Source organism: Methylobacterium sp. Leaf99 (assembly GCF_001422375.1).
Lineage (GTDB): Bacteria > Pseudomonadota > Alphaproteobacteria > Rhizobiales > Beijerinckiaceae > Methylobacterium.
Genome location: NZ_LMMU01000007.1, coordinates 609,378 through 632,353 on the forward strand (window position 1 = coordinate 609,378; position 22,976 = coordinate 632,353).

Below are 22,976 nucleotides of genomic sequence, written 5' to 3' on the forward strand. Positions count from 1 at the left end.
GAGAATGATGAATCTGAACGACCTACACATCTTCCGCAGCGTCGTTCGCGAAGGCGGTATCACGCGGGCCGCACACCAGCTGCACCGGGTGCCCTCCAACGTCACCACGCGGATTAAACAGTTCGAGGAGCGGCTTGGGGTAGCTCTGTTCCGACGCGAAGGGCGTAGCCTGACCCTCACTGATGCCGGACGTACCCTGCTCGGGCATGCCGATAAGCTGTTGCAGTTGGCCGACCTAGCCGAACAGGAACTGCGCAGTGGTATCGTGCGCGGCGTGCTCCGGCTTGGATCCTTAGAAAGCGCGGCCGGTGCACGGCTGCCGCCGATCCTGTCGGCTTTTCATGCGCAGAACCCCAACGTGACCATCGAACTGCAAACCGGTACGACCCGCGCGATGCTGCGCCAGCTGGAGCTGTTTGAGGTCGAAGCGGCCTTCGTGTCCGAACCATTCGAGCGGGGAAATCTATCCTCGATGCCGGCCTTTGACGAGGAACTGGTGCTGATTACCGCCCGAGGGGTGCCGACAGTCCGCCACGCTGTCGAGTTGGGTGGGCGGACTGTTGTGGCGTTTCCCCATGGCTGTTCCTACCGTCAGCGCCTCATCGAGTGGCTGACGGAAGGAGGCGCATCACCTCAGCGTGTTCTGGAGATGAGTTCGTATCACGCCATCGTGGCGTGCGTGGCTGCTGGGACAGGGGCAGCGATCGTGCCGGCGGAAGTGCTGGATCATGCAGTACTGAGCACGGCCGTCGAGCGCCATTCGCTGCCGCCTCACCTGCGCATCAACCGCACGCATCTCGTCTGGCCCGGAGCGGCCAGTGAGCCATTGCAAGCCCTCATCGCGCTGCTGCCCAGCGCACGTGTCAATGAACGGGCAGCATAGAAAGGATTCCAGATTGCCCGTGAACACGAGTGCTTTACAAAGACTATGGACCCGCTACTGGTAAAGCGTACGTTCCGCTTCCCAATTGACCCGGTCGTAGAACGGACGGACGGGTCTCGACCCAACCACGCCGTAGGTTAGGGACTTGGCCTTCCCTCGAAAGCAGACATGCAGAGAGCGATCCCATCGGATCTGACTGTCAACTCATGTGCCGATCAAGGAACGCTAGCAGATGGCTTGCGGTCGGATACGGTCGCTCGACGGCCAGCATATGCGCGGCACGCGGCAACAGGATTAACTCCGCCTGGGGGATGCCCTCGCAGATGACCTCGGCCATCGCCGGTGGCGTCGACGAATCGTCGCGTCCGGCTACGACGAGGGTCGGCGCCGTAATGCGGTTCAGCACGGGCCGCAGGTCCATCCGGCCTATCGCTCCGCACGCGACCGCATAGCCGGCCGGGTTGCACGCGGCGAAGGCGTCCCGGATAGGCACGAACACGGCAGGAGATCGCTCCGCGAAGCCCGGCGTGAACCAGCGCTGGAACGTCGGCTCCATGATCGCCGCCATCCCCGTCGCGCGTACGGTCGCCGCCCGCTCGTTCCACATCGACTCGCTCGGCAGATGGGCGGCGGTCGCCATAAGGGTCAGGCTCGACGCCCGCTCCGGCTCGGCGGCCGCCAATGCCTGCATGGTCATGCCGCCAAGCGAAAGGCCGACCAAGTGGGCCCGCTCGATGCCGAGAATGTCGAGCAGGTTGCGGAGGTCCCCTGCCAGGTCCAGGATCTCGCAGGATTCATCGCGGGTGGCCGAGCCCCCATGTCCACGAGTGTCGTAGCGCAGCACCCGATAGCGTTCGGCGACACGAGGCGCCACGCCGTCCCACATCGCCATCGTCGTCCCAAGGGAGTTAGAGAAGGCGACGACTGGCGCGCCGCCAGGGCCGGTCAACTCATAGTTCAGGGAGAGACCGTTGACGTGGACCAGTGGCATATCGGGTTCCCGTCTTCTCGCCGCGTCCAATGTGAGTAGGGGGGATGCCCGGAGGGCGGTCAATCCCAGCGGTCTTAATAGCGAGCGTCGGCAGCAAGCCTCCGGACGTTCATGCCAGTCCGGACGCCAGCCTCTCTCATCGACCCCAGGGAGCAATGCCCCCGAGGTCGATGGTCGGCCCACCTAGATCTTTACGAGGTTCAGGGTGGCGAGCGACCCGAAGGGCAGTCCAGCCAGGGGCCCGCCGACGTCCAGCGTTCCGAGGTCGATGGGGAAGAAGCCCGCGGTCTCGATCACGTCGCGGACCGCGCCCTTCGCCGCGACGTCGTCGCCCGAGTAGAACAGGACGCGCTTGCCGCCGGCCGTCTCGGGCTCAGGGAGGACATTGACGTCGAGGTGGTTGAACGCCTTGACCACGCGGGCACCCGGGACGAACTCGCTGAACACCGCACTGGAATGTTGACCGCCGAGGTCGATGGCCTTGATGCCGTAGGCGGCGAGCGGGTTGCTCGCGTCGTTCCGGTCCGGGGAGTCGGGGGCGAGAAACTCGACCGCGTTGGTGCCGTCGATGACGACGCGGCCGTTCCACGCCGGCAGGCCGTGCAGGGCCGCCTGGATGTGGACCCACGGCACGGCTACCAGCACGATGTCGGCGCCCGCGGCCTCCGCGATGGTCCCGGCCTTCGCGTGCGGTCCGATCTCCTGGACCAGGCCCGCAAGGGACTCCGGACCGCGGCTGTTCGAGAGGATGACGTCGAGGCCCTTCGCGGCGAAGGCCCGGGCCGCGTTCGAACCGAGGGCGCCCGAACCGATGATGCCGATACTCATGGACTTGTTTCCTGTGTGGATGCGGGGCTGGGGAAGACGGGTCGTCGGCGCCCCGAAGGCCGAGGACCCGCCATGATCGGTCGCGCGGGATGACATATATGATAGTATGTCGTCGTCGCTACGACAGAATTTGGTAAAGCTTCACCAGACGAGAGGGATCGTGAACTTGCCCAGTCGTGCCACCTCGGCGGCGATGTCGGCGACCGTGACCCCGGACAACTCGCCCTCCATCGACTTGCGCGCCCGATCCAGGGTCGGCCGGAGCGCTTCCTGGATGTTGCCCCCGACGGCGCAGTTCGCGCAGGGCGCCGTCCGGTGAAGGGTGAACAATTCCGTGTCCTCGACCGCCTCGTAGACGTCGATGAGGCGGATCGCTGCGGCATCCTTGGCGAGCAGGGCGCCGCCACCGGCCCCCAACTGGGACTTGGTCAAGCCAGCGTCGTTCAGGCGAGAGAGCAACCCGCGAATGACGACCGCCCCGGTGTTAGCGGAGTAGGCGAGATCCTCGGACCGCATCGGCTTTCCGTCACCGACCGCAAGCGCGGCGAGGACGTGGACGGCGACGACGAAGCGGGAACTGGTTGGCATCGGAGCGTTTGAACCGTTGGTGTGTCACCGTCGGTATTACACATTTCCTGGTTCGTCAACCGCTTCCTCGACGAAAGCCTGGTTCGGGCATTGCTTGAGGCGCTCGATCATCCAGCGGCCAGCCGGACCGGGCGGCTCGGACGTCCGGTAAACCGCGGACATCGGAAGCGAGAGGCCGCCTTCCGGAATATCCTCGATGGACAGGATCACGAGGCGGCCGTCGTCGATGTCCTGGCGTACGATGTGAAGCGGCATGCCGCCCCAGCCCAGGCCGCTCAGCAGGAAGGCGTGTTTGGCGAAGAGGTCTCCCAGCCGCCAGGTCGAGGGCGACATCACGCCGAACTCGCGCCCGGCCGAGAGATCGGATCGGTCCGTCAGGACGAGTTGTACGTGCTCGGCCAGCGCGGCCTTCGGAATGAGTCCGCGATGCGCCGCGAGCGGGTGATCCGCCGCCGCGACCATGACGAAGGTCACGCTGGTTAGGCGCTCGGCCGTGAGGCCGGCAGGCAAGGTAGGCAGCGAACCCACCAGGCCGAAGCTCGCGCGCCCGTCCATAACGGGTTGGACAGTTGCTCCAAGCGCCTCGACGTAGAGGCGCAGCGGGGTCGCGGAGAAGCTCTCCCGGAACTCCCGTGCGACCTCGGCGAAGGCGGTAATGGGAAAGAACACGTCGATGACGGCGGTGAGCTCGGGCTCCAACCCGCCGGCGATGCCCTTGGCCCGTGCCTTCAGGCCGTTGACGCCCGCGACGATGGCCCGGGCATCGGCGAGCAGCACGGCCCCCTCGGTCGTGAGGCGCGGGTAGCGGGCGCTCCGGTCGAACAGGACGACCCCAAGCTGCGCCTCCAGGTTGGCCATCGTCTCGCTGACCGCGGATTGCGTCCGCCGAAGCTTTCGGGCCGCCGCCGAGAAGCTGCCCTCGTCGACCGCCGCCTCGAAGATCCGCAACTGGTCCAGAGACAATCCGTCGAGCATGGGGAGAGCGATCCATCGGGAAAGCCGATGGATAACATCGAAACGTACGGAGTGCCATCGCGGTCGCGGCCATGGAATGTGTCCGACGGAATGCCGCCGCATCGAAGGGAAAGCCCATGGACACGAACAAGATCGCCCTGGTGACGGGCAGCAGCCGAGGCCTCGGACGGAACACGGCCCTGGCCCTCGCGTGCTCCGGCGTCGACGTCGTGGTCACCTACCGGAGCGACGAGGGCAGTGCGGTCGCGGTGGCACGCGAGATCGAGGGACTCGGCCGGAAGGCCATCGTGCTCCGGCTGGATACGGCGGAGGTTTCATCCTTCCCGGCCTTCGTCGACAGACTTCGGCAGGGCCTGCGGGAGACCTGGTCACGCGAGACCGTCGACTTCCTCGTCAATAACGCCGGCATCGGCATCGCCGCGCCCTTCGCTGAGACCGGCGAGGAGATGTTCGACCGGCTGATGTCGATCCACCTCAAGGGCGTCTTCTTCCTGACCCAGTCCCTGCTGCCGGTCATCGTCGACGGTGGCCGCGTCGTGAACCTGTCGACCGGGCTCACCCGCTTCTCGCTGCCGGGCTACGCCGCCTACGCGGCGATGAAGGGCGGCGTCGAGACGCTGACCCGCTACCTGGCCAAGGAGCTCGGACCGCGACGGATCGCGGTCAACGCCATTGCGCCTGGCGCCATCGAGACCGACTTCGCCGGCGGCGTCGTGCGCGACAACGACGGGCTCAATAAGATGATCGCCGGCCAGACCGCCCTCGGCCGCGTCGGCCTCCCCGACGACATCGGCCCCGCCATCGCCTCCCTGCTCTCGGACGCCAACCGCTGGGTCAACGGACAGCGCATCGAGGTCTCCGGCGGCATGTTCCTGTGAGAGAACGCCGCGATCCTCACAGGGTTCACCACCGTCGTCCATCGCCACGCCCGATGGTAAGCATCGCAACGAACTGGCTTCCTCGATGCCCGGGCGGGTCGTCTAATCAGCGTGTCCTCGGGGGTGGCGGCTTCCCGCCATCGACCCCGATACCCTTATCGTTCGCCCGTAGGCCCACACCATGACTAAAATCCTCCACATCGATTCAAGCATCCTCGGCGCTCATTCGGTCAGCCGCGCGCTCACCGCCGACATCGTGGCCAGGCTGCAGGCGCTCCACCCGGGCGCGGAGGTCATCCGACGCGACCTCGTCGCCGACCCGACCCTCCACCTGTCGGACGCCCACCTGGCGGTCTTCCAGGGCGGCGAGGTCGGCAGCCAGGCCCTCGGCGAGGATCTCGCCAAGGGCGGCGCCTACGTCGACGACCTGTTCGCGTCCGAAGTCATCGTCATCGGCGCGCCGATGTACAACTTCTCGGTCCCGTCGCAGCTCAAGGCCTGGATCGACCGGGTCTGCGTCGCCGGCAAGACCTTCAACTACGGACCGAACGGCCCCGAGGGGTTGGTCAAGGGCAAGACGGTCTACGTCGCCTCGACCCGCGGCGGCGCCTACTCCGGGGACAGCCCGATTGCGGGCCTCGACCATCAGGAGAGCTACCTGCGCGTCGCGCTGGGCTTCATCGGGCTCACCGACATCACCATCGTGCGGGCCGAGGGCCTCGCGAAGGGCGGGGAGACGAAGGAGCACGCCGTCGCCGAGGCCAAGGCGCAGGTCGCGGCGCTCGCCGCCTGAGCCCGGCACCGACAGGCAATCGAAGGGCCGACGGCATCGCCGGCCTTGAGCGACCGCGGGTCGGCCCGACCGATCCCGCCGAGGACAAGACGATGGAAATCGGTATCGACAGCTTCGCCGCCACGATTCCCGACCCGGCGACGGGCCGAACGGTCCCGCCGGCGGACCGGTTGGAAGCGCTGCTGGCCGAGGTGGAGACCGCCGACCGGGTCGGCCTTGACGTCTTCGGCATCGGCGAGCACCACCGTCCGGAGTTCCTTGATGCCGCCCCCACGGTCATCCTGGCCGCCGCGGCGGCGCGTACCAAGCGCATCCGCCTCGCCAGTGCGGTCACGGTCTTGAGCGCCGCCGATCCGGTGCGGGTCTTTCAAGAGTTCGCCACTGTCGACCTCATCGCCAAGGGGCGCGCCGAGATCGTGGTCGGGCGGGGCTCCTTCGGCGAGGCCTACCCGCTCTTCGGCTTCGCCATGCAGGACTATGACGCCCTGTTCGCGGAGAAACTCGACCTGCTCCTCAAGCTGCGCGACGAGGTCAAGGTGACCTGGAGCGGTCGCTTCCGGGCGCCCCTTAACGGCCAGGGCGTGTACCCGCGGCCGCATCAGGCGCAGATCCCGATCTGGCTCGGGGTCGGTGGCACCCCGGCCTCCTTCGCCCGCGCCGGTACGTTAGGGTTGCCGCTGATGGTGGCCATCATCGGCGGCGGCTTCGAGCGCTTCCGCCCCCTCGTCGACCTCTACCGCGAGGCCGGCCGCAGGGCGGGCCACGCACCGGAGGCGCTCAAGGTCGGGGTCCACGCCATGGGCTTCGTCGGCGACACCGACCGCGCCGCCCGCGACGCCTTCTACCCCGGCTGGGCCCACATGTTCACCGAGATCGGGCGCGAGCGCGGTTGGACCCGCGTCACCCGCGCCCAGTTCGACGCCATGTGCGGCCCCGGGGGCGCCTTCCTGATCGGCTCGCCCGGCACCGTCCGCGACAAGGTCCTCGCGGCGAGCGAGGCGCTTGGCGGGCTCTCGCGCATCACCTTCCAGATGAGCTCAGCCATGCTGGAGACCGAGGCGATGCAGCGCTCGATCACGCTGCTCGGCACCGAGGTGTCGCCGGCCGTCAAGAAAGCACTGGGGGAGCCAAGCCATGGGTGAGCTGATCGGCGGCGTATGGCGCACCGGTGGGATCGAGAGCGTGCTGTCCGACGGCACGCTGCGTCGGCCGCCCTCGGTCTTCCGGGACCGGGTCACCGCGGACGACGGTCCTTTCCGGGCCGAGGCAGGACGCTATCACCTCTACGTCTCCCTGGCCTGCCCGTGGGCGCACCGCACCCTCATCATGCGCAGCCTCAAGGGGCTCGCGCCGATGGTCGGCCTCTCCGTCGTGCACTGGCTGATGGGCGAGGACGGCTGGACCTTCGCGCCGGGCCCCGGGGTCGTCCCCGACACGGTCAACGGCGTGACAGCGCTCCACCAGCTCTACACCTTGGCCGATCCGAACTGCACGACGCGCGTGACCGTGCCGGTGCTGTGGGACAAGGCGACCGGTCGCATCGTCTCGAACGAATCCGCCGAGATCCTGCGGATGTTCATCGCGGCCTTCGACGGGCTCGGGGCGACCGCGGGTGACTACTATCCGGAGGCCCACCGCGCCGAGATCGACGCCGTCAACGAGCGTGTCTACGCGAACCTCAACAACGGGGTCTACCGAGCCGGCTTCGCCACGACGCAAGCTGCCTACGAGGCCGCCATCGAGGGGGTCTTCGATACCCTCGACTGGCTTGAGGAGCGCCTTGCCGGACAGCGTTTCCTGGTCGGCGATGCGCTCACCGAGGCCGACATCCGGCTGTTCACGACCCTCGTGCGCTTCAACGCGGTCTATCACGGCCACTTCAAGTGCAATCGCCGGGCGCTCGTCACGTACCCGGCGCTCTGGGCCTACACCCGCGACCTCTACCAGCACCCGGCTATCCGACCGACGGTCGATCTCGGGCACATCAAGGGGCACTACTACGGCAGCCACCCCTGGCTGAACCCGAGCCGCATCGTCCCCCTCGGCCCCGACCTCGATTTCGATGCGCCCTCGGGACGGGAGCGCCTGTCGAACTGAGCGACACGGACCGGTCCAGGCCGCCTTCGTGATCCATCGCCATGTCCGATGGATCGCATCGATATATACCGGCTATCGAACGACCCGGTGATCGAAGAAGAAGGGGCCGCAGAGGTCCCCGTCTCGGGACCGACCCGCACCCCGGGCGACCAGCGTCGCCCCCATCCGGAGAACGACGTTGAAGACCCTTCTCATCCCGACCATCGCGCTGACCCTCGCCTTGGCCGCCCCGGCCCTGGCCCAGACACCGCCGACGCGCGACCCCGCCCAGATCCAGGCCGGAACCTATGCCGTCGACGCCGGCCACACCCAGGTGGGCTGGAAGGTCTCGCACATGGGCTTCTCGAACTACCACGGCGGCTTCTCGGACGTGTCGGGCTCCCTGACCCTCGATCCGAAGAACCCGGCCCAGTCGAAGCTCTCGATCAAGATCCCGGTCGCCTCGGTCTCGACCACCAGCGACAAGCTCACCGGCGAGCTCAAGGGCGACCAGTGGCTCGACGGGGCCAAGTTCCCGGAGATGACCTTCGTGTCCACGAAGGTCGAGCCGCAGGGCAAGGACAAGGCGAAGGTACTGGGCAACCTCACACTGCACGGCGTCACGAAGCCCGTCACGCTCGACGTCACCCTGGTCGGCGCCGGCGCCAACCCGATGAGCAAGAAGTACACGGTCGGCTTCGACGCGACCGGCACGATCAAGCGCTCCGAGTTCGGCGTGAAGACCTACGTGCCCCTGATCGGCGACGATCTTCACCTCACCATCGCGGGCGCCTTCGAGCGTCAGGACTGACACCTGGGTCCGGGAGACGGAGGGCGGTCATGTCGGAAGCAACGCGGCGATACACCCGCGTGGCGATCCTGCTGCACTGGGTCAGCGCGCTCTGCGTGCTGGGCCTGCTCGGGATGGGCCTGCTCATGGTGCACGGGGACCTGGCGCCGATGCGCCGGTTCCAACTGTACCAGTGGCACAAGTCGGTGGGCATCACCGTCCTCCTGCTGACCGTCCTGCGTCTCGCGTGGCGTCTCGGTCAAAAGCCGCCGCCCCATCCTGACGGCATGCCGGCGCGTGAGCGCCGGGCGGCCGCGGCGGCCCACCTCGCCCTGTACGGGTTGCTGCTTGGATTGCCGCTCGCCGGCTGGGCCGTCGTTTCGCTCTCGCCCTTCAACATCCCGACGGTGCTGTTCGGGCAGATTCCATGGCCGCACCTGCCTCTCTCCGGACTCGTCGATCCCGCCGCCGGCGAGGCGGTGATGAAGTGGGTCCACGCCTACGGCGCCTGGTTCCTCGGCCTGCTCGTACTGCTGCACGTGGCGGCGGCGCTGCGCCATCACTGGGTTCTTCGCGACGACGTCCTGCGCCGCATGTCGCCGGCCCTGCGCGGCGCGGGCGGGCATCCCCTCACGAGATCATCGTCATGAACGTCCGTCACCTGCTCGTCCTGCTGGCCCTCCAGACGGTGCCGTCCCACGGGTTCGCCGCCGAGTGGCAGGTCGATCCTTCGAAGAGCGCGATCAGGTTCTCGGGTGTTCAGGTTGGGGTGCCGTTCACGGGGGGCTTCCAGCGCTTCGAGGCGGCGGTGGACTTCGACCCCGCCAAGCCCGAGACCGGCCACGCCACCGTCCTGATCGACCTGAGTTCGGCGAAGACCGGCGACGTCCAGCGCGACGAGGCGCTGCCGCAAAAGGACTGGTTCGACGTCAAGGCGGAGGCGAAGGCCCGCTTCGAGGCGACCCGCTTCGTCGACAAGGGCGACGGCCGCTACGACGCGGTCGGCACACTGACCATCCGTGGCAAGAGCAAGCCCGTCACACTGCCGTTCCGTTTCACCCTCGACGGCGGGAAGGCGCACGCGGTCGGGCATCTCGACCTTGTCCGCACCGAGTTCGGTGTCGGCAAGGGCCCCTGGGCATCGGGGCAATGGGTGGCCCTGGAGGTGGGAGTCGACGTGGATCTCGTGGCATCAGCCGAGCCGGGAACATGACCCAAGCACGCCGAAGGTTCAGAGCTCGGCCGCTACGAGGTCTATGAAACGCCGGACCTTGGAGGCCAGGTGGCGCCGGCTCGGATAAAGCGCGCAGATCGGGACGGGGGGAGCTGCGTAGGCCGAGAGCACGGTCCGCAGGCGGTCGTTCGCGACGTCATCGTCGACAACGTAGCTCGGCAGGTAGGCCAGGCCAGCACCGGAGATGGCGGCATCCCGCAAGGCCTCGCCGCCATCCAGCGAGAGCCGCGCCCGTGGTCGGATCGAAGCGGTCCTGCCATCGATGGCGAAGCGCCAACCCCGGTGCTGGCCGGCGCTGAGATAGCTCAGGCAGGCATGGTCCGTAAGGTCGTCGGGATGCAGGGGCGGCGGTCGCGTGGACAGGTAGCCCGGGCTTGCCACGACGACATCCTGCTGCCGCGTCAGGGTCCTGGCGATCAGGCTGCCGTGCTCGCGGGGTTCCCCGATCCGGATCGCCAAGTCGTAGCCATCGTCGATGATGTCGTTGACCCGGTCGGTGAGGCTGACCTCGGCACGCAGCTTCGGCCACGACGCCAGGAACCGGTTGAGCACGGGCAGGATCACCACCCGTCCGAAGGTGGCCGGAGCCGTGAGGCGGAGTAGACCCTGCGGTTCGCCGCTCCCGTTGGCCATCGATAGCTCCGCATCCTCAAGATCGGAGAGGATTTGGGTGCATCGGTCGAGGAAGATACGGCCATCGTCCGTCAGGGCGAGACTTCGCGTCGTCCGATGGAACAGCCGCACGCCGAGGCGGCCCTCAAGCCGCCCCACGCTCTTCGCGATCCCGGATCTCGTCATCGCTCGGATGCGCGCGGCGGCGACGAAGCTGCCCGCTTCCGCCGCCGCCACGAACGCTGCGATGTCTCCGATGTTTCCTGATGACATGCGGTCTACCCGGTCCCCGGTGTGTTGACGCACATTCGCCAATCGTCCGCATATATGGGTCACCTGAACCGATTATCGGCGATAGGAAGCGCGTATCATGACCTTCAGCGATCTCGTGACCCAGCGGCTCGACCAGTGGGCCGGCAGCCTCCAGGACCTCGGCCCCGTCATCCTCGGCGAGAACAGGGACGTGACCCTGACTCAGATCCGGCGCTCCTACATCGACAAGATGGCGGAGCATCCGACGCCCGACGGCGTTCGGATCGAACCTGTCGACATGGGCGGCGTCCCGGGCACTCTCGTGACGCCGGAGGACGTCGCCGGCGACCGGGTGCTCTTCTACATCCACGGCGGAGCCTACATCGTCGGAGGACCGGGCGGATATTACGGCTTGGCCGGCGCCTTCGCCAAGGCGATGAAGGCGCGGGTCTACCTGCCGGATTACAGGCTCGCTCCGGAGCATCCCTTCCCGACCCCGATTGAGGATACCTTCGCCGCGTACCGTTGGTTGATCGACCAGGGCCAGGACCCACGGTCGGTCACCTTCGCGGGCGACTCCGCGGGCGGTGCCATGGTGGTCACGGTGATGGTCATGGCCCGCAACGCCGACGTGCCGCTACCCGCGGGCGGGGCCGCCCTCTCCCCGTGGGCGAACCTGGAGCATACCGGCGCATCCATGTTCAACCGCGAGGGCCTCGATCCGCTGAACACCAAGGCGGGCCTCGACCTGATGGCTCGAACCTTCCTCGGCGGCGCCCTCCCGAACAGCCCAGAGGCTTCGCCGGTTTTCGCCGACGTCCGAGGGCTACCCCCGATCCTGGTGCAGATCGGCGAGGCCGAATTGATGCTTAGCGACGCCATCCGGCTCGCATCGCACCTGGGCGAGAACCGCGTTCGCGTCTCGCTGGAGATATGGCCCGGCATGTTCCACGTCTGGCACATGTTCCACGCCGAACTTGCGGACGGACAGGCGGCGGTGGCGAACGCCGCTTCGTTCCTCGGACAGGCCATCTGTTCGGCGCGCGTCGGATCGTGAACGAACGAACCGCATGCGCTTCGTAGGCGGTCATCGAAGTCGGGCTGCGCGACCACTTGAGGGATGCCGCCGGGAGGGATCGACCTCTTGCATCCCCTGAATGCCGACTGACGGCTTCGCGACTCAGGCGCCCGAAAGCGGACGGACCGCAAACCACCCTACGCGGTCATTGGTGCACTTTCTCGGACTCCCACAACCGCCGACGTTGCTGTTTGCGGATCGCCTCACGTTCTTCGGGCGAGAATTGGACGCGGTGAATTATGCCTTGAACGGCTGCGACGAAAATTCCCGCGCCTATGAAGACGAGCGGGTTTGGCTCGGAAATTGTCGGGATTAGGGTGTATATTCCCTCGCATGCGGGGAGAAGCAGTGCACAAAACCCGAGCCCGTGCAGGGTGTTATAGTCCTTCAGGCTAGCCCAGCGACATCCGATGCGTTCGCTCACGATGATGATGCAAACGGACCACATCGCTATACCGGAAATGACCATTGTCGCCTGCGATGAAAGCCCGGCCGCGAGCTGTAACACATTGTACAGACCCAACCAGAGGGCAATACCGAGGCCAAGGATAGCCGCTGTGTGGTTGCGTGGCTCCATGGAAAAACCCCTAAGTCGTTTTTGCCGAGATTTACTTGAGTTCGATCGTTCACACCATCGTTAAGTAATCAGATTTCTACCTTGCAACCTTGCAACCTTGCAACCTTGTAACTTATACCTCTGATTTCTACCCGGGTCGCGAACTAGTGATAGACAACATCATTCGCCTCGATAATCGTCTCGCCAAGCTTGGATAAATCTTCCATTTTCCATGTCGATCGCCGTGTCTATTTTGTATACGTTATTATGAAGTCGGTGTATCTTTTCCGGCTAGTCGACCAACCGTAGATACCTCAAGACTACGTCATCGGACAAGCCGGGAGATGGTTTAGGGCAGGTCGGCGACAATGCAATTAGACAACTTCCGCTTCGATGCGTTAGCCATCCAGAAGCAGACGGACAGGAAGCCACCCAACCCGGTCGTAGAGCGGTCCGGCAAATTACGACCCAAGCTGGTCGCATAGGCGGGAGCAAGCGCAGCCCGATTGCGGACGTGAGCCCGCGTGAGGCATCATTGGGCGATGTGACTGAGTTTGTATCAAGGCGTCTTAGATGCCGTCAGACGAAGGGCCATGCTGCTCAGGACGCCATCCCGGCGGATCAGTCCGTGCATCAGGGCGGCACCGAGATGGGCGAGGATGATGCCGAATAGGGTGTAGGCCAAGACCGTGTGCAGCGGACGGAGCCACGCGTAGACACCGGGATCGCGTGGCAGGATCGGCGGAAGCACCACGGAGCCGGCAAGGCCGATGGGATAGCCGGCCGCTGACAGCATCGCCCAGCCGACCAGCGGCAGCGCGAGCATCAATCCGTAGAGGAGGATGTGAGAGGTGTGGGCGGCCTGGCGTTGCCAGCTCGGAAGGTCCGATGGCAGTTCCGGTGGTTGATGGCGCCAGCGGTTGATCAGGCGCAGCACCGCGAGGACCAGGATGCCGATGCCGAGGGGACGGTGCAGTGCGACCAGGGTGTGGTAGTGGGCAACGGAGGTCACCATCGCCACGCCGATGAACAGCATGGCCAGGACCATCGCCGCTATGGTCCAGTGCAGCAGCCGGGCCGGCAGGTTGAAGCGCGCGATATCTCTCACAATCCGGCTCCCTGAGTGGGCATGTCATGCACGGCGCTTGGCGCCTTCGGTTCACCGGCGCGTCGGGTGAAGGATTGCGAATAGGCTGCCGAGCGTGCGCTGAGCAGCGGATCATCCGATCCCTCGATACCAGCCGGTAGCACGAGGGGGTCGAAGTTCACGTCGCGGCAATTGCCGCTGGCTTCCGCCTCCGTCGTGCTGACGACCACGCTACCAAGGTCGATGCTGGTGCGCTCGGCCGGCCAAGCAAGAGTCGCGTCCGCGCTGGCGTCGCCGGGCGCACCCAGTGTGACGACGAGGTGCCAGCGCACGGGGCCTTGGCGGACCGCAGCCGCGAAGTCCTCGAAAAGGAAGTTCTTATCCGCGCGCACGGCCTGAGCGGAGCTCTCCGCCGTGGCAGCTTGCTCCGGCACGAAGGCCCAGCGCACGGGCGTTTGCATCCCGTCCGCGGCGACGAAGCCAAAGGCATTCAGGCTCCGGAAGGTGTCGTTGGCGAAGCCGGACGTGATCGTGCGCGCTTTGATCAGGGCCGCCGCCTTCGCGCTTTCGGGGTGCGCGGCGAAGAAGGCTTTCAGCGCTTCGGGGTCGGGCTTGCCCGTGGCTGGATCGGGCTTGGCGGCGAGGAGTTGTGCGTAGAACGCCTCCGGTGTCCGTACCGGGAAGACCGGGATGTCGTTGTTGCCGGTGCGCCATTCCTCGCCGTAGGGAAGATGAAAGCGAAGCGCGAGGCTGCGCACTGTCGTGGCCGCATCCGCCGCGTAGGGCTGTCCGCCCGCAAGTGCGATGCGCCCGGTGACGGGGGTGACCTGGCCGGTGGCGAACAGCGAGGCCTTCGACACGCGCGCGCCCCCGCCGCTGCTCTCGAAGTGCCCCACGAGGCAGAGTCCCTTGGCGTGGTTGCGCCGGAACCCCGGATGCGGGCCGTTGACCTGCTCGAAGCGGTCGACGATTTGCGCCTGGGTGAGGTCCCCCACCGAGTGCCAGCCTCCGGCATACGCGAAGGCCCCCGCGGTGCCGGCGACCAGGGCTCCGATGGCGCCGAGCCGAAGGAGGACTCCGCGAGGGCTCAATCCGGGACTGGCGCCGGTGAGGTCGTTCAGGAGGGACATGGCGGACCTTCAGATGGCTTTCGCGGTGGCGCGACGGATCTCGTTGGCCAGTGGGTGCAGGACGGTCGGGTCGACGGCACCCACGAGGCTGTAGCCCAGACCGTCCTGGGCCCAGGCGTAGCCGTTCGAAGCCTCAGAGGTATGCGCTCGCATCGGTGCGTCACCGGGCTGTGCCATGGGCCGCATCAGCATGACGAAGCGTGCGCCGTGCCCGTCATCGTACATCAGCATCCCGGCGGGCCCCTGCGGCGTGGCAACGAGGCGCCCGCCCATAAGGCGGTAGCCGGAACCGCTCAGGTCCGGCACGCCCACTGGCCGCTTCAGCCTGTTGGAGAACCAACTAGCAAGCTCATTGCGGTTTGCAGCGACGAGCTCGACGGGGCGGGTATGATCGGGCGCATAGACCGCATAGTTCGTGCTCGCCTCCTGGGCCAGCGCCTCGATGCCGGTCGGTACGGGCAAGACCACCTCGCGCAGGCCCCACCCTCCGGCGCCGCCGACAAGCAGCAGCAGTCCGGCCGCCATCGCCTGCCACGCCGGACGAGCCGGGCGACGGCGCGCCTCGACGATCCGCGACAGGTTAAGCTGGACCGGCACCGGCTCAGCCGCGATGGGCGCAAAGGCAGCCCGCATCTCCTCGCGCAGGGCGACCATCCGCGCGACCCGCGCCCGGGCATCCGGGTGGTCGCCGAGATAGGCCTCGACCTCGCTGCGCCGCGTGGCATCGAGGCGCTCGTCCACGAGACCTTGAAGGTCGTCTTCGGCGATCGGACGCGTGGTCATTTTACCCTCCGCAGGAGCGGGCGCTTGGCAGGAACGGCCGCCTCGGCGCCGTCCATCAACTGAATCATCCGGTCCCGCGCTCGGGACAGGCGGGACATCACGGTCCCGGTCGGGATGGCGAGGACCTGCGCCGTCTCGGCGTAGGACAGACCCTCCACAGTCACGAGCAGGAGCACGCTGCGCTGCTCCTCGGGCAACGCATCAAGGGCGGTCATCAGGTCCCGGTGGCGCAGGCCGCTCTCCTGCGTGGGCGCCACGGCGAGGTTGGCTTCCGCCGTGTCCTCGATCGGCATGTGAGTTCCGCGGCGGGCGCGCTGGCGCATCTGCGTCACCGCGAGGTTGTGGACGATGGCGAAGAGCCAGGTCCGGGCATCGCCGTCGGCCTGGCGTTGATGCCAGCGACTGACCGCCTTCTCCAAGCAGTCCTGCACGAGGTCGTCGGCATCGGTGGGATTGCGCAGGAGGGCCCGCGCATAGCGGCGTAGCGCCGGGATCAGCGGCTCGATGAGGCGCATCATGTCCGTCATGTCCGGTCTCCTGGCATGGGCGGGGCTCCTCTGCCTTCGCGACGGCTGGACCGGAGGTGCTCCGGGACTGGCAACGCAGGCATAGACGCTGCCAATCCTGGATTATTCCAGCATCCCAACATCTTTTTGAGCGGGCCTTCGAGATAGCCCCTCACAATGGAGTGCCCCGGATCGGCAAGGAAAAGATTTTACGGGAGGTTGGGAATAACTAAAGAAAGCTGGCGTCTGTCTGGTTATCGCTGCCAGAAATTATCGTTCTTGGCAGGATAAATGGAGATACGACATGAACTCCGTAAAAAACCTCTCGGGCCTGTTCCTCGCGTCTGCTTGTACGCTTGCCGTTCTGACGGGTGCCTCGGAAGCCCGCACCGTTCAGCACACCGACACCCGCTCAGTCCTGACCGAGCCTCTCTCGCCCCCGACCAGCTCGCCGTATTGGCTCGGACAAATGGACACCGACAGCGGCAACGCTCGGAACCCCGCACTTCCGGGTTATGCTCAAGCCCGTGGTCAGGAGACCGGTGGCCCGGCTCGCGAACTTATCCCGAACTAAACCCGTGGTGACGCGAGGACGCCACTCCTGTCCAAGTTCAGGCGTCCTCAGCCTCAGAAGGCTCCGGCCTGTGCGGGCGTGGGCCGGGACTGTCACATCCGATGGTGCCGGGGCCCGGAAGTTCTCGCCGAGGAAGCCGAGGAATGGCTTCACGTTTGAGGTGCCGCATCTTTCAGGGCACCTTCGTGCGCCGAAAGGCAGATGACGGCCCGACCCAGGCATGGCGGTTGCTGCCAGCTCCGCCCGAAAGTGGTCACAGGTACGTCTTGTCGTGTTCGACGAACGGCGCGTCGACATGGCCAATATTTCGCTGAGCCCGTGCAAGAGACCTAACCGACCACCAAGTTTAGGGTGCGGCCGGCCGGGCCGAGCTCCACCCGCCGGCCCCAGTCGAAGGCGATGAGGTCCTGTTCGATCCCGTCGGCGAACACCACACCGCCCTCGTTCATCCGCGACGTGACGGCGAGAGCTGCCTGCGTGAGCCTGCCCGCTCTCAGGGCCGTGCCGGTGGCGACGCTTGGGAAGGGCTCGCGCACCCAGTAGCCGACCGCTGTTTCCTCGACCCCGATCCCGAGCCTCAAATGCGTCGCCTCTCCGATGGAACGGGCCCACCCGGTCAGGCCGGTTCCCGAGGCGACGATGAGGCCGCTCGATGATTGCTCCTCGGCGACCCCGTCGGCCTCGATCCGGTAGCGCGCGGATTGATGGCTGCGATGGCCGACGAAAATCTCGTTGAGCGCCAGCAGCCGCTGCCCCGTGTCGAGGACCGCCTGCACCATGGTGCGCCTCTCGACCTGGGCGGCCCGGGCGACGCTGACCGGGAGCAGCCTGCCCAAGCGCTCCACCGGGATCCGCGCCAGGGCACCGTCGTAGAGGTCGGGAGCCGGATTGACGCCGATCACCGGCTGATCACGCAGGTACTTCGCCACGTTGGCGACGAGGCCATCCTGGCCCACCGTGACGACGACGTCTTCGGGGGCGAACAGGAAGCGATCGAGGTCGATGCGCCGCGCCAGCGCCTGCCGCCAGTCCCCCGGTACTGCGGCCCGCGCCTGCTCGAGCACGGCGTGGAACCGGGCGTGGTGCGCCTCGACCTCCGCCAAGCTCTGGCCGCGGCTCTCCAGGAAGAACCGTGCCTGACCGCGGGTGGCGTGCCGGGCGAGCAGGGCCTCGTAATCGGTGTCGCGGATGACGAAAACCGCTCGCGGGGTGATGACCGACATGGTGCATCCTCAGCGCGCAAGCGTCGGTGCCGCGACCGGCGAGGCCACCCCGCGAAAAGCGCCGAGCGCGGTCGCCAGCAGGTCCGGCGTGACGTTGACGTGTTCGATGGTCTCCAGCTTGCCCGCGAGTTCGCGGGCGGCGAGCCCGAGAAGCACGGCCGGCGAGAGGTCGCGGTAGATGGCGACTCGGCGCTGCTCGGCCTCGGCCCGGGCGCTTTCGACGAGGCGGATGCGCTCGGCCTCCGCCGCCGCCTCCAGCCCCTGCGCCCCGGCAAGGCCCGCCGCGCGATTGCGGGCGTTCTCGGCTTCCCGCGCGATGAGCAGCGCCTCACGCTGGGCGAGTTCGGTGCGCGTCTCCAACTCGTTCTCCGCGATGGCCCGCTCCTTCTCCACAGCGAGGGCGCGCCGCGCGAAGGTCGCCGCATCGGCCTTCTGCTGCAGGCCCTCATAGGTCGGCGTCTGCAAGGCCCGCTCCAGCTCGCTCGACGGCGCGAGGTTGGTGAGCCGTACCGAGACCACCGCGATGCCGATCTCTGCCAGGGCCGGGGCCGCCTCCAGCACGGTTTCGAGGGTCGAGCGCAGAGGCTCGGGGCCGGCATCGAGGAGCATGCCGACCGGACTGGCGCCGATCGCCTGCAGGACCGTCTGGCCAGCGATGCCACCGAGGCGCGACTCGATGCGCTCGACCGGCTCGCCCTGCGGTTTGCCGGTGCGAAGCCCGAGCGAGAAGTCGACGCGGCTCGCCAGCCGCTCCGGATCGACGACGCGCCAGCCGATCGTCCCCTGCGCCACGACGGTCTGGAAGTCCCGGCTGCGGCCGCGCACGAACAGCGTCATCTCGCGATCGTCCATCGGCACCTCGCTGATGCTCGCGGTTTCCGGCCGGAACCAGAAGACGAGACCCCGACCGCTCTGCCGGATGCGGCCGTTGCGGTAGCGGATGACGTGGCTGCTCGCTTCGCTCCTGAGCTGGGAGATCGGACCGATGTTGCGGATCGTAGCCATGGGACCCTCCTCTAGGGACGCAGTGGGATCAGAGCGGTTTTTTGGAAACGGTAGAGTTCGGCGGGACGGAACGAGGTGCCGGCCTCGCGGGCGCCCGTCGGTGCGAGCCAGCCCCGGTCGAGCATCCGGCGGCGGAAAGCTGGCTTGTTCAGGGACATGCCCAAGATCGCTTCGTACACGTCCTGCAGCTGGCGCAGGGTGAAGGCCTCCGGCAGCAGAGCGAAGCCAATATCGGAATAGTCGAGCTTGCCCCGCAGCCGCAGGATCGCCAGGGCGAGGATCTCGGCGTGGTCGAAGGCCAGGGACAACGGCTTCGTCCGGTTGCGGTCTCCCTCGGCGAAGGCCGCGACCGGGCCGCCCGCCTCGCCGGCCCAGGGCACGTCGAGGATCGCCGCGGACAGCCCCGCCTCGCTCTCCAGCGCACGCGTGACGGCGGCCTCCGGCAGCAGCGCGAGGTAAGCAACGGTGACGATGCGCATGCGCGGGTCACGGTCGAGGGCGCCGAAGGTGTAGAGCTGCTCAAGGTGCGCTCCAGCCGCCTCCGCCGGGAAGAATCCGGCCTTTTCGCGCAGGACGCGCACGGCCGCCGTGTCGAGGGTCTCGTCGAGGCCCACGAAGCTGCCGGGCAGCGCCCAACGGCCGGCATGGGGGTGCTCGGCGCGTCGCACCAAGAGCACTGCCGGACGGCCCTCGCGCAGGCCCATCAGGACGAGATCAACAGTGACGGCTGGCCGCTCGAAGGCGGAGGGGTCATACGCTGTCAGAAAGGCATCTTCAGTCAAGGAAATACCATATATTCAACTCGCATCTAACTAAGATGCGAAATGGAAATAAGTCAAGCGCGTTTGGTCCCGATCGAGGCGGCACCCGGCGAGGGCTGGATGTTCGCGGTCCTGATCCGGCCCGGCCCGGCCTCGTCACCACCGATCTCGCCCTCGATCGCCTGTGGAACCGCACCGTCACGCTTCTGGTCATCGCCGGGGCGCTGGCGGCCATCATCGTCGCGGCCCTCGCCGCGATGGTGCGGAACCGGCGGGCCGGCGCGGAGGCCATGGGCTGATGCGCTCGCGGCTTCGACGGGGCAGATCGGTCCATACACTGCGCAAGGGGAGTGCCGAATGATCGTGTTCTGGAACGGGCGTGGCTACTGGTTCGTCTTCCTGGCGGCTGCGGCGATGTTCCTGCCCCTGATCCTCCTGCTGCAGGTCAATAGGCCGCAAGTGGACCGGGCGGTCTGCCTCACCAGGAGCCTCGCGGCGCTGTACGTCCTTGGTCTCGGATGGCGCTGGAACCACGGAACGACCTTCGGGCCGGTCGGGCGCGACCACGCCTTCTGGGGTCTGCCAATGCAGGTCTGGGCCGTGCCGATGCTCGTGTTCGCGGCCCTGCTCGGGATCGGCACCATCACCACGGCGGAGGCCCCGCGCGCGCGCCTTTCCTTCCAGGAACCCGGCGGCGTTGTCCGGTGAATCTCAGCCCCGCGTCACGAAGAACCAGTTCGGCGCGAGGCGGCGGTCGCTCTCGGCCCCGGAGGCGGCCGGAAACGCGTAGTCCGGGCTGTAGACGAACGACGTGCCCCACGGCGTGCCACCCGGAATCGGTTCGTCCAGGCCAATCTCGCCGCCGGGACCGCGGGTGAACCCCGCGAGCCCGAGGCGATCGAGCGCGCCGCAGAGGGCGCGGTAGCGGGCGTAGGGAACCCCGAGTTCCCGCAGGACGTCGATCTCCCGCAGACTGTCCGTGTCGCGCGCGCCTTGCGAGCGGTACGGGGTGACGCGCCGGCCGTTAACGAGGCGGGTGCTCTCCCACCACGCCGTTCCCTCCGCCTCCGCCTCCGCCGGGGGATCGTCCCGCCCAAGTTCGAAGGACACCAGGGTGGGCATGGCCGCGATCTCGGCTACCACGGCGTCGAGCCGCGATCGGTTCAGCACGAAGTAGCCTGTTGTCGTTCCGAACGCCGTCCAGATCACGGCGGCAGAGAGGCCCGCCAGGGCCAGGAAGACCGCGACCGGGTGCTTCGCCGCGCGAGCGAACGCCGGGACCGCGACGACGGCCGCGGCGATCCCCAGGACCGGCGCGTAGGCGACGAGGGCCCAGCCGAACAGGACGACACCGCAGCCGCCGACGACGAGGGACGCCGTTCGCGTCCCGTCGGATCGAGAGGCAATCATGTCGGGACAATCGTTTCCGAGAATCCCGGACCAGAATCCTCGACCGGCGCCGTCATCAAACGGCCGCCCGGCCGACGCGGGCGCGTCGCGCCGGGAGGTGCCGGCCTAGGAGCGCGAGGCCGAGCCCAGCCAAAACCCAAGCCAAAACCCAGGCCGAAAGCCAGATCTCGTACAGGTGGGCGTCGAGGGCGGCTTCCCCGTTGAGGCCGAGCCAGCGCGCGAGCCCGTGCGGGACCGGAAGGTCGGTCCAGAGGAAGACGCGCAGGACCGGGATCGAGAGCAGGCCGACGGCGAGGACGAAGCCGGCCGCCCGGTAGAGGGGCCGCGCCGCGCCCTCCACGGTCCCGACGAGGCCGCCGACGAGGGCCGTGCCGAGCCAGAGTTCGACGGGCCGCAGGGTCGGATCGGTTCCGGGCTCCGCGGGCAGGAGGGGAAACAGCAGGCCGCCGACGAGGGCCGTGCCGAGCCAGAGTTCGACGGGCCGCAGGGTCGGATCGGTTCCGGGCTCCGCGGGCAGGAGGGGAAACAGCAGGAAGACCGGTGCGAGGCCGAGCGCCAGCAGCAGCCCGAGAAGCGGAACGTGCAGCAGCCGCAGGACGCGGCGGCGGACCGGATCACCGTCGTCGGAGCCCCGCTCAGCTGTCCGCATCGCGCGCCCAGTCGAGGGCCTTCAGGACGGCGGGGTCGCCCCTGTGCCGCCGCCGCAAGGTCCGCTCTTCCGCCTCGACGGCGTCGCAGCGCAGGCGCTTCACGGCCGCCGCGATGGCCCGGCCGCGCGCCGCGTCCGTGGCATCCTCCCCGCCCCAATGGTTGCAGTCCCGCAGCCGCGTCACGTACGCCGTCACGTCGCCCGGCATAGCGGGCTCGGCCAAGACGGCCAACGGCCCGAGGAGCGGCGCGGCGAGAAGCGTTGCGAGCGGCCCGGCAGAACTCTTGGCTACCTTGGCAAGAACGGTCCGCATGGCTCTCCATCCTGCTTTTCCTCGGGCGTCCCGCGCCGTATACAGGGAACCCGCATGAGACGCAGTCTTCTCCCTGCCGCCCGCTTCGCGCTCCTCGCAGCGTGCCCGAAGGGTCAGCGCATAGGCCGAACTGTGAGACATGCCGGGCTTTCTCGCGGAGGCGGTTCTGCGCATTCTGGTCCTGGAGGTTGAAGCGCCGGGCCCTGGAACGACGACGCTAGAGATTGCGCAGGGCGAGCAGCGGGACGAAGGCGGCCAGTACGACGGGTGCCGACCAGTACTCCATTCGGATCCAGAACAGCGCATGTCGCCGTGTGAGCAGCACGCGCGCATTCGTGGCGGGGTCGATGAGCTCGCGCGGAGGCGTGCTATTGAGGCGTCGACCGACCACCCAGTTCAAAGAAGCGGCGGCGAAAAGGCCAAGGCTGAAGGCGAGAAACGCGAGTTCGGGGTGTCCAAGCGCTTGGAGCGATATTTGGGCCAATGCACCGACGATGATCGCGGTGCCGACGACAATGGGGATCACCAGGATGCCCCAACCCGACCAGATGAACAGCATGAATGTCAGCTCGCAGATGAGGTTCGTCGATGAGGAGGTGGGGCGCCGCGCCGAGGCACATCCGCTGATCCAGGCGCTGCGTTACGACGGCTCCACCACAGCCTCAATGCCGCGCCCTGAAATGACCGACAAGGGGCGCTCCTCCCGGATGCACGGTGCAGTGGTGCACCCTGCTGCCCCATCCCGAGCCTCGATCAGCAACCACGACAGCATTCCTGTTATGTACGCGGCTGCATGCGCACGAGGCGCCAAGCACCCGGGAGCTTCTCCCCAACTTGAACGTCCACTTTGCCAAATTGACATTCAGAACTGGACAGTCCGCTAACCACCCGACCCAGTCGTAGAGCGGACAGACGGGTGCCGACCCAACTCGGTCGCCTGGGGCGCCATGGGCGCTTCCCGAAAGCGGCCATTGGTCTGCTACCGGGCAACTTCGGCTCGG

General features: G+C 67.3%; 28 protein-coding genes and 1 pseudogene. 11 read left to right on the forward strand and 18 right to left on the reverse strand.

Going from position 1 to position 22,976, the window contains the following annotated elements; all coding sequences use genetic code 11:
• Positions 1–4 precede the first annotated feature (4 nt).
• Positions 5–883, forward strand: a complete 879-nt coding sequence (locus tag ASF28_RS13730) for a LysR family transcriptional regulator (RefSeq protein WP_244475014.1) — start codon at positions 5–7, stop codon at positions 881–883.
• Positions 884–1,082: 199 nt separating this feature from the next.
• Here the strand turns inward: ASF28_RS13730 and pcaD are convergent, their stop codons facing one another.
• From pcaD to ASF28_RS13750, 4 genes are all read right to left on the reverse strand, one after another.
• Positions 1,083–1,874, reverse strand: a complete 792-nt coding sequence (gene pcaD / locus ASF28_RS13735; protein ID WP_056093384.1) for a 3-oxoadipate enol-lactonase — start codon at positions 1,872–1,874, stop codon at positions 1,083–1,085.
• A 183-nt stretch (positions 1,875–2,057) separates the two neighbouring features.
• Positions 2,058–2,702, reverse strand: coding sequence for an NADPH-dependent F420 reductase (locus ASF28_RS13740; protein WP_056093387.1), 645 nt, complete (start codon positions 2,700–2,702; stop codon positions 2,058–2,060).
• A 141-nt stretch (positions 2,703–2,843) separates the two neighbouring features.
• Positions 2,844–3,290: an Rrf2 family transcriptional regulator gene (locus tag ASF28_RS13745; RefSeq protein WP_056093390.1), complete on the reverse strand. Its 447-nt coding sequence runs from the start codon at positions 3,288–3,290 to the stop codon at positions 2,844–2,846.
• Positions 3,291–3,326: 36 nt separating this feature from the next.
• Positions 3,327–4,265, reverse strand: a complete 939-nt coding sequence (locus ASF28_RS13750; protein WP_056093393.1) for a LysR family transcriptional regulator — start codon at positions 4,263–4,265, stop codon at positions 3,327–3,329.
• Positions 4,266–4,381: 116 nt separating this feature from the next.
• Here ASF28_RS13750 and ASF28_RS13755 point away from each other — a divergent pair, with 116 nt between their 5' ends.
• From ASF28_RS13755 to ASF28_RS13785, 7 genes are all read left to right on the forward strand, one after another.
• Positions 4,382–5,143: an SDR family NAD(P)-dependent oxidoreductase gene (locus ASF28_RS13755; protein WP_056093396.1), complete on the forward strand. Its 762-nt coding sequence runs from the start codon at positions 4,382–4,384 to the stop codon at positions 5,141–5,143.
• Between the two features lie 181 nt (positions 5,144–5,324).
• The gene (locus ASF28_RS13760; RefSeq protein ID WP_056093401.1) at positions 5,325–5,936 is read left to right on the forward strand and encodes an FMN-dependent NADH-azoreductase; all 612 of its coding nucleotides are present in this window, start codon (positions 5,325–5,327) and stop codon (positions 5,934–5,936) included.
• Between the two features lie 92 nt (positions 5,937–6,028).
• A complete protein-coding gene (locus ASF28_RS13765) occupies positions 6,029–7,078 on the forward strand; it encodes an LLM class flavin-dependent oxidoreductase (RefSeq protein WP_056093404.1) in 1,050 nt (349 codons plus the stop codon).
• Complete coding sequence (locus ASF28_RS13770; protein ID WP_056093406.1) at positions 7,071–8,033, forward strand: glutathione S-transferase family protein; 963 nt, start codon at positions 7,071–7,073, stop codon at positions 8,031–8,033. Before ASF28_RS13765 ends, ASF28_RS13770 begins: the two co-directional genes overlap by 8 nt.
• Positions 8,034–8,211: 178 nt before the next feature.
• On the forward strand, positions 8,212–8,823 hold the full coding sequence (locus tag ASF28_RS13775; protein ID WP_056093409.1) for a YceI family protein: 612 nt from the start codon (positions 8,212–8,214) through the stop codon (positions 8,821–8,823).
• A 29-nt stretch (positions 8,824–8,852) separates the two neighbouring features.
• Positions 8,853–9,452 (forward strand): cytochrome b, encoded by a 600-nt coding sequence (locus ASF28_RS13780; protein ID WP_056093413.1) that lies wholly within the window; start codon positions 8,853–8,855, stop codon positions 9,450–9,452.
• Positions 9,449–10,015: a YceI family protein gene (locus ASF28_RS13785; protein WP_056093417.1), complete on the forward strand. Its 567-nt coding sequence runs from the start codon at positions 9,449–9,451 to the stop codon at positions 10,013–10,015. The genes ASF28_RS13780 and ASF28_RS13785 overlap by 4 nt, the downstream gene beginning before the upstream one ends.
• 18 nt (positions 10,016–10,033) lie before the next feature.
• Here the strand turns inward: ASF28_RS13785 and ASF28_RS13790 are convergent, their stop codons facing one another.
• Positions 10,034–10,669, reverse strand: coding sequence for a substrate binding domain-containing protein (locus ASF28_RS13790; protein ID WP_244475037.1), 636 nt, complete (start codon positions 10,667–10,669; stop codon positions 10,034–10,036).
• A 117-nt stretch (positions 10,670–10,786) separates the two neighbouring features.
• Positions 10,787–10,921 (reverse strand): annotated as a pseudogene (locus tag ASF28_RS23385) (LysR family transcriptional regulator); the annotation flags it as partial.
• Between the two features lie 115 nt (positions 10,922–11,036).
• Between ASF28_RS23385 and ASF28_RS13795 the strand changes: the two are divergent.
• On the forward strand, positions 11,037–11,957 hold the full coding sequence (locus ASF28_RS13795) for an alpha/beta hydrolase (RefSeq protein WP_244475015.1): 921 nt from the start codon (positions 11,037–11,039) through the stop codon (positions 11,955–11,957).
• A 166-nt stretch (positions 11,958–12,123) separates the two neighbouring features.
• Here the strand turns inward: ASF28_RS13795 and ASF28_RS22600 are convergent, their stop codons facing one another.
• The 8 genes from ASF28_RS22600 to ASF28_RS13830 all read right to left on the reverse strand — a co-directional run bounded on the left by ASF28_RS22600 (position 12,124) and on the right by ASF28_RS13830 (position 19,624).
• The gene (locus ASF28_RS22600; protein ID WP_157085591.1) at positions 12,124–12,555 is read right to left on the reverse strand and encodes a hypothetical protein; all 432 of its coding nucleotides are present in this window, start codon (positions 12,553–12,555) and stop codon (positions 12,124–12,126) included.
• Between the two features lie 538 nt (positions 12,556–13,093).
• Positions 13,094–13,642 (reverse strand): cytochrome b, encoded by a 549-nt coding sequence (locus ASF28_RS13800; protein ID WP_056093427.1) that lies wholly within the window; start codon positions 13,640–13,642, stop codon positions 13,094–13,096.
• Positions 13,639–14,751 carry a catalase family peroxidase gene (locus tag ASF28_RS13805; protein ID WP_056093429.1) on the reverse strand — a complete coding sequence of 371 codons (1,113 nt, stop codon included), beginning with the start codon at positions 14,749–14,751 and terminating at the stop codon, positions 13,639–13,641. The genes ASF28_RS13800 and ASF28_RS13805 overlap by 4 nt, the downstream gene beginning before the upstream one ends.
• A 9-nt stretch (positions 14,752–14,760) precedes the next feature.
• Positions 14,761–15,534, reverse strand: coding sequence for an anti-sigma factor family protein (locus tag ASF28_RS13810; protein WP_056093432.1), 774 nt, complete (start codon positions 15,532–15,534; stop codon positions 14,761–14,763).
• Positions 15,531–16,061 carry a sigma-70 family RNA polymerase sigma factor gene (locus ASF28_RS13815; RefSeq protein ID WP_056093435.1) on the reverse strand — a complete coding sequence of 177 codons (531 nt, stop codon included), beginning with the start codon at positions 16,059–16,061 and terminating at the stop codon, positions 15,531–15,533. Before ASF28_RS13815 ends, ASF28_RS13810 begins: the two co-directional genes overlap by 4 nt.
• An 882-nt stretch (positions 16,062–16,943) precedes the next feature.
• Positions 16,944–17,837, reverse strand: coding sequence for an NAD(+)/NADH kinase (locus ASF28_RS13820; RefSeq protein ID WP_056093438.1), 894 nt, complete (start codon positions 17,835–17,837; stop codon positions 16,944–16,946).
• Positions 17,838–17,846: 9 nt separating this feature from the next.
• On the reverse strand, positions 17,847–18,842 hold the full coding sequence (locus ASF28_RS13825; RefSeq protein ID WP_056093440.1) for an SPFH domain-containing protein: 996 nt from the start codon (positions 18,840–18,842) through the stop codon (positions 17,847–17,849).
• 11 nt (positions 18,843–18,853) lie between these two features.
• Positions 18,854–19,624 carry an NUDIX hydrolase gene (locus ASF28_RS13830; protein WP_056093443.1) on the reverse strand — a complete coding sequence of 257 codons (771 nt, stop codon included), beginning with the start codon at positions 19,622–19,624 and terminating at the stop codon, positions 18,854–18,856.
• A 35-nt stretch (positions 19,625–19,659) separates the two neighbouring features.
• Between ASF28_RS13830 and ASF28_RS13835 the strand changes: the two genes are divergently transcribed.
• Both ASF28_RS13835 and ASF28_RS13840 read left to right on the forward strand, forming a co-directional pair.
• Positions 19,660–19,902: a hypothetical protein gene (locus ASF28_RS13835; protein ID WP_056093446.1), complete on the forward strand. Its 243-nt coding sequence runs from the start codon at positions 19,660–19,662 to the stop codon at positions 19,900–19,902.
• Between the two features lie 58 nt (positions 19,903–19,960).
• Positions 19,961–20,311 carry a hypothetical protein gene (locus ASF28_RS13840; protein ID WP_056093449.1) on the forward strand — a complete coding sequence of 117 codons (351 nt, stop codon included), beginning with the start codon at positions 19,961–19,963 and terminating at the stop codon, positions 20,309–20,311.
• A gap of 3 nt (positions 20,312–20,314) precedes the next feature.
• Here the strand turns inward: ASF28_RS13840 and ASF28_RS13845 are convergent, their stop codons facing one another.
• The 4 genes from ASF28_RS13845 to ASF28_RS13860 all read right to left on the reverse strand — a co-directional run bounded on the left by ASF28_RS13845 (position 20,315) and on the right by ASF28_RS13860 (position 22,534).
• Complete coding sequence (locus ASF28_RS13845) at positions 20,315–21,013, reverse strand: hypothetical protein (protein ID WP_056093452.1); 699 nt, start codon at positions 21,011–21,013, stop codon at positions 20,315–20,317.
• Positions 21,014–21,068: 55 nt separating this feature from the next.
• Complete coding sequence (locus ASF28_RS13850) at positions 21,069–21,662, reverse strand: hypothetical protein (RefSeq protein WP_056093453.1); 594 nt, start codon at positions 21,660–21,662, stop codon at positions 21,069–21,071.
• A complete protein-coding gene (locus tag ASF28_RS13855; protein ID WP_056093456.1) occupies positions 21,649–21,975 on the reverse strand; it encodes a hypothetical protein in 327 nt (108 codons plus the stop codon). The genes ASF28_RS13850 and ASF28_RS13855 overlap by 14 nt, the downstream gene beginning before the upstream one ends.
• 217 nt (positions 21,976–22,192) lie before the next feature.
• Complete coding sequence (locus ASF28_RS13860) at positions 22,193–22,534, reverse strand: hypothetical protein (RefSeq protein ID WP_056093459.1); 342 nt, start codon at positions 22,532–22,534, stop codon at positions 22,193–22,195.
• Between the last annotated feature and the right edge of the window lie 442 nt (positions 22,535–22,976).

Coding starts and splice junctions, on each gene's coding strand:
- ASF28_RS13845 (WP_056093452.1), bottom strand. CDS start 21,013: ATGATTGCCTCTCGATCCGACGGGACGCGAACGGCGTCCCTCGTCGTC.
- ASF28_RS13825 (WP_056093440.1), bottom strand. CDS start 18,842: ATGGCTACGATCCGCAACATCGGTCCGATCTCCCAGCTCAGGAGCGAA.
- ASF28_RS13740 (WP_056093387.1), bottom strand. CDS start 2,702: ATGAGTATCGGCATCATCGGTTCGGGCGCCCTCGGTTCGAACGCGGCC.
- ASF28_RS13765 (WP_056093404.1), top strand. CDS start 6,029: ATGGAAATCGGTATCGACAGCTTCGCCGCCACGATTCCCGACCCGGCG.
- ASF28_RS22600 (WP_157085591.1), bottom strand. CDS start 12,555: ATGGAGCCACGCAACCACACAGCGGCTATCCTTGGCCTCGGTATTGCC.
- ASF28_RS13730 (WP_244475014.1), top strand. CDS start 5: ATGATGAATCTGAACGACCTACACATCTTCCGCAGCGTCGTTCGCGAA.
- ASF28_RS13805 (WP_056093429.1), bottom strand. CDS start 14,751: ATGTCCCTCCTGAACGACCTCACCGGCGCCAGTCCCGGATTGAGCCCT.
- ASF28_RS13850 (WP_056093453.1), bottom strand. CDS start 21,662: ATGCGGACAGCTGAGCGGGGCTCCGACGACGGTGATCCGGTCCGCCGC.
- ASF28_RS13770 (WP_056093406.1), top strand. CDS start 7,071: ATGGGTGAGCTGATCGGCGGCGTATGGCGCACCGGTGGGATCGAGAGC.
- ASF28_RS13780 (WP_056093413.1), top strand. CDS start 8,853: ATGTCGGAAGCAACGCGGCGATACACCCGCGTGGCGATCCTGCTGCAC.
- ASF28_RS13835 (WP_056093446.1), top strand. CDS start 19,660: ATGCGAAATGGAAATAAGTCAAGCGCGTTTGGTCCCGATCGAGGCGGC.
- ASF28_RS13810 (WP_056093432.1), bottom strand. CDS start 15,534: ATGACCACGCGTCCGATCGCCGAAGACGACCTTCAAGGTCTCGTGGAC.
- pcaD (WP_056093384.1), bottom strand. CDS start 1,874: ATGCCACTGGTCCACGTCAACGGTCTCTCCCTGAACTATGAGTTGACC.
- ASF28_RS13790 (WP_244475037.1), bottom strand. CDS start 10,669: ATGGCCAACGGGAGCGGCGAACCGCAGGGTCTACTCCGCCTCACGGCT.
- ASF28_RS13860 (WP_056093459.1), bottom strand. CDS start 22,534: ATGCTGTTCATCTGGTCGGGTTGGGGCATCCTGGTGATCCCCATTGTC.
- ASF28_RS13820 (WP_056093438.1), bottom strand. CDS start 17,837: ATGTCGGTCATCACCCCGCGAGCGGTTTTCGTCATCCGCGACACCGAT.
- ASF28_RS13840 (WP_056093449.1), top strand. CDS start 19,961: ATGATCGTGTTCTGGAACGGGCGTGGCTACTGGTTCGTCTTCCTGGCG.
- ASF28_RS13750 (WP_056093393.1), bottom strand. CDS start 4,265: ATGCTCGACGGATTGTCTCTGGACCAGTTGCGGATCTTCGAGGCGGCG.
- ASF28_RS13855 (WP_056093456.1), bottom strand. CDS start 21,975: ATGCGGACCGTTCTTGCCAAGGTAGCCAAGAGTTCTGCCGGGCCGCTC.
- ASF28_RS13760 (WP_056093401.1), top strand. CDS start 5,325: ATGACTAAAATCCTCCACATCGATTCAAGCATCCTCGGCGCTCATTCG.
- ASF28_RS13785 (WP_056093417.1), top strand. CDS start 9,449: ATGAACGTCCGTCACCTGCTCGTCCTGCTGGCCCTCCAGACGGTGCCG.
- ASF28_RS13745 (WP_056093390.1), bottom strand. CDS start 3,290: ATGCCAACCAGTTCCCGCTTCGTCGTCGCCGTCCACGTCCTCGCCGCG.
- ASF28_RS13815 (WP_056093435.1), bottom strand. CDS start 16,061: ATGACGGACATGATGCGCCTCATCGAGCCGCTGATCCCGGCGCTACGC.
- ASF28_RS13755 (WP_056093396.1), top strand. CDS start 4,382: ATGGACACGAACAAGATCGCCCTGGTGACGGGCAGCAGCCGAGGCCTC.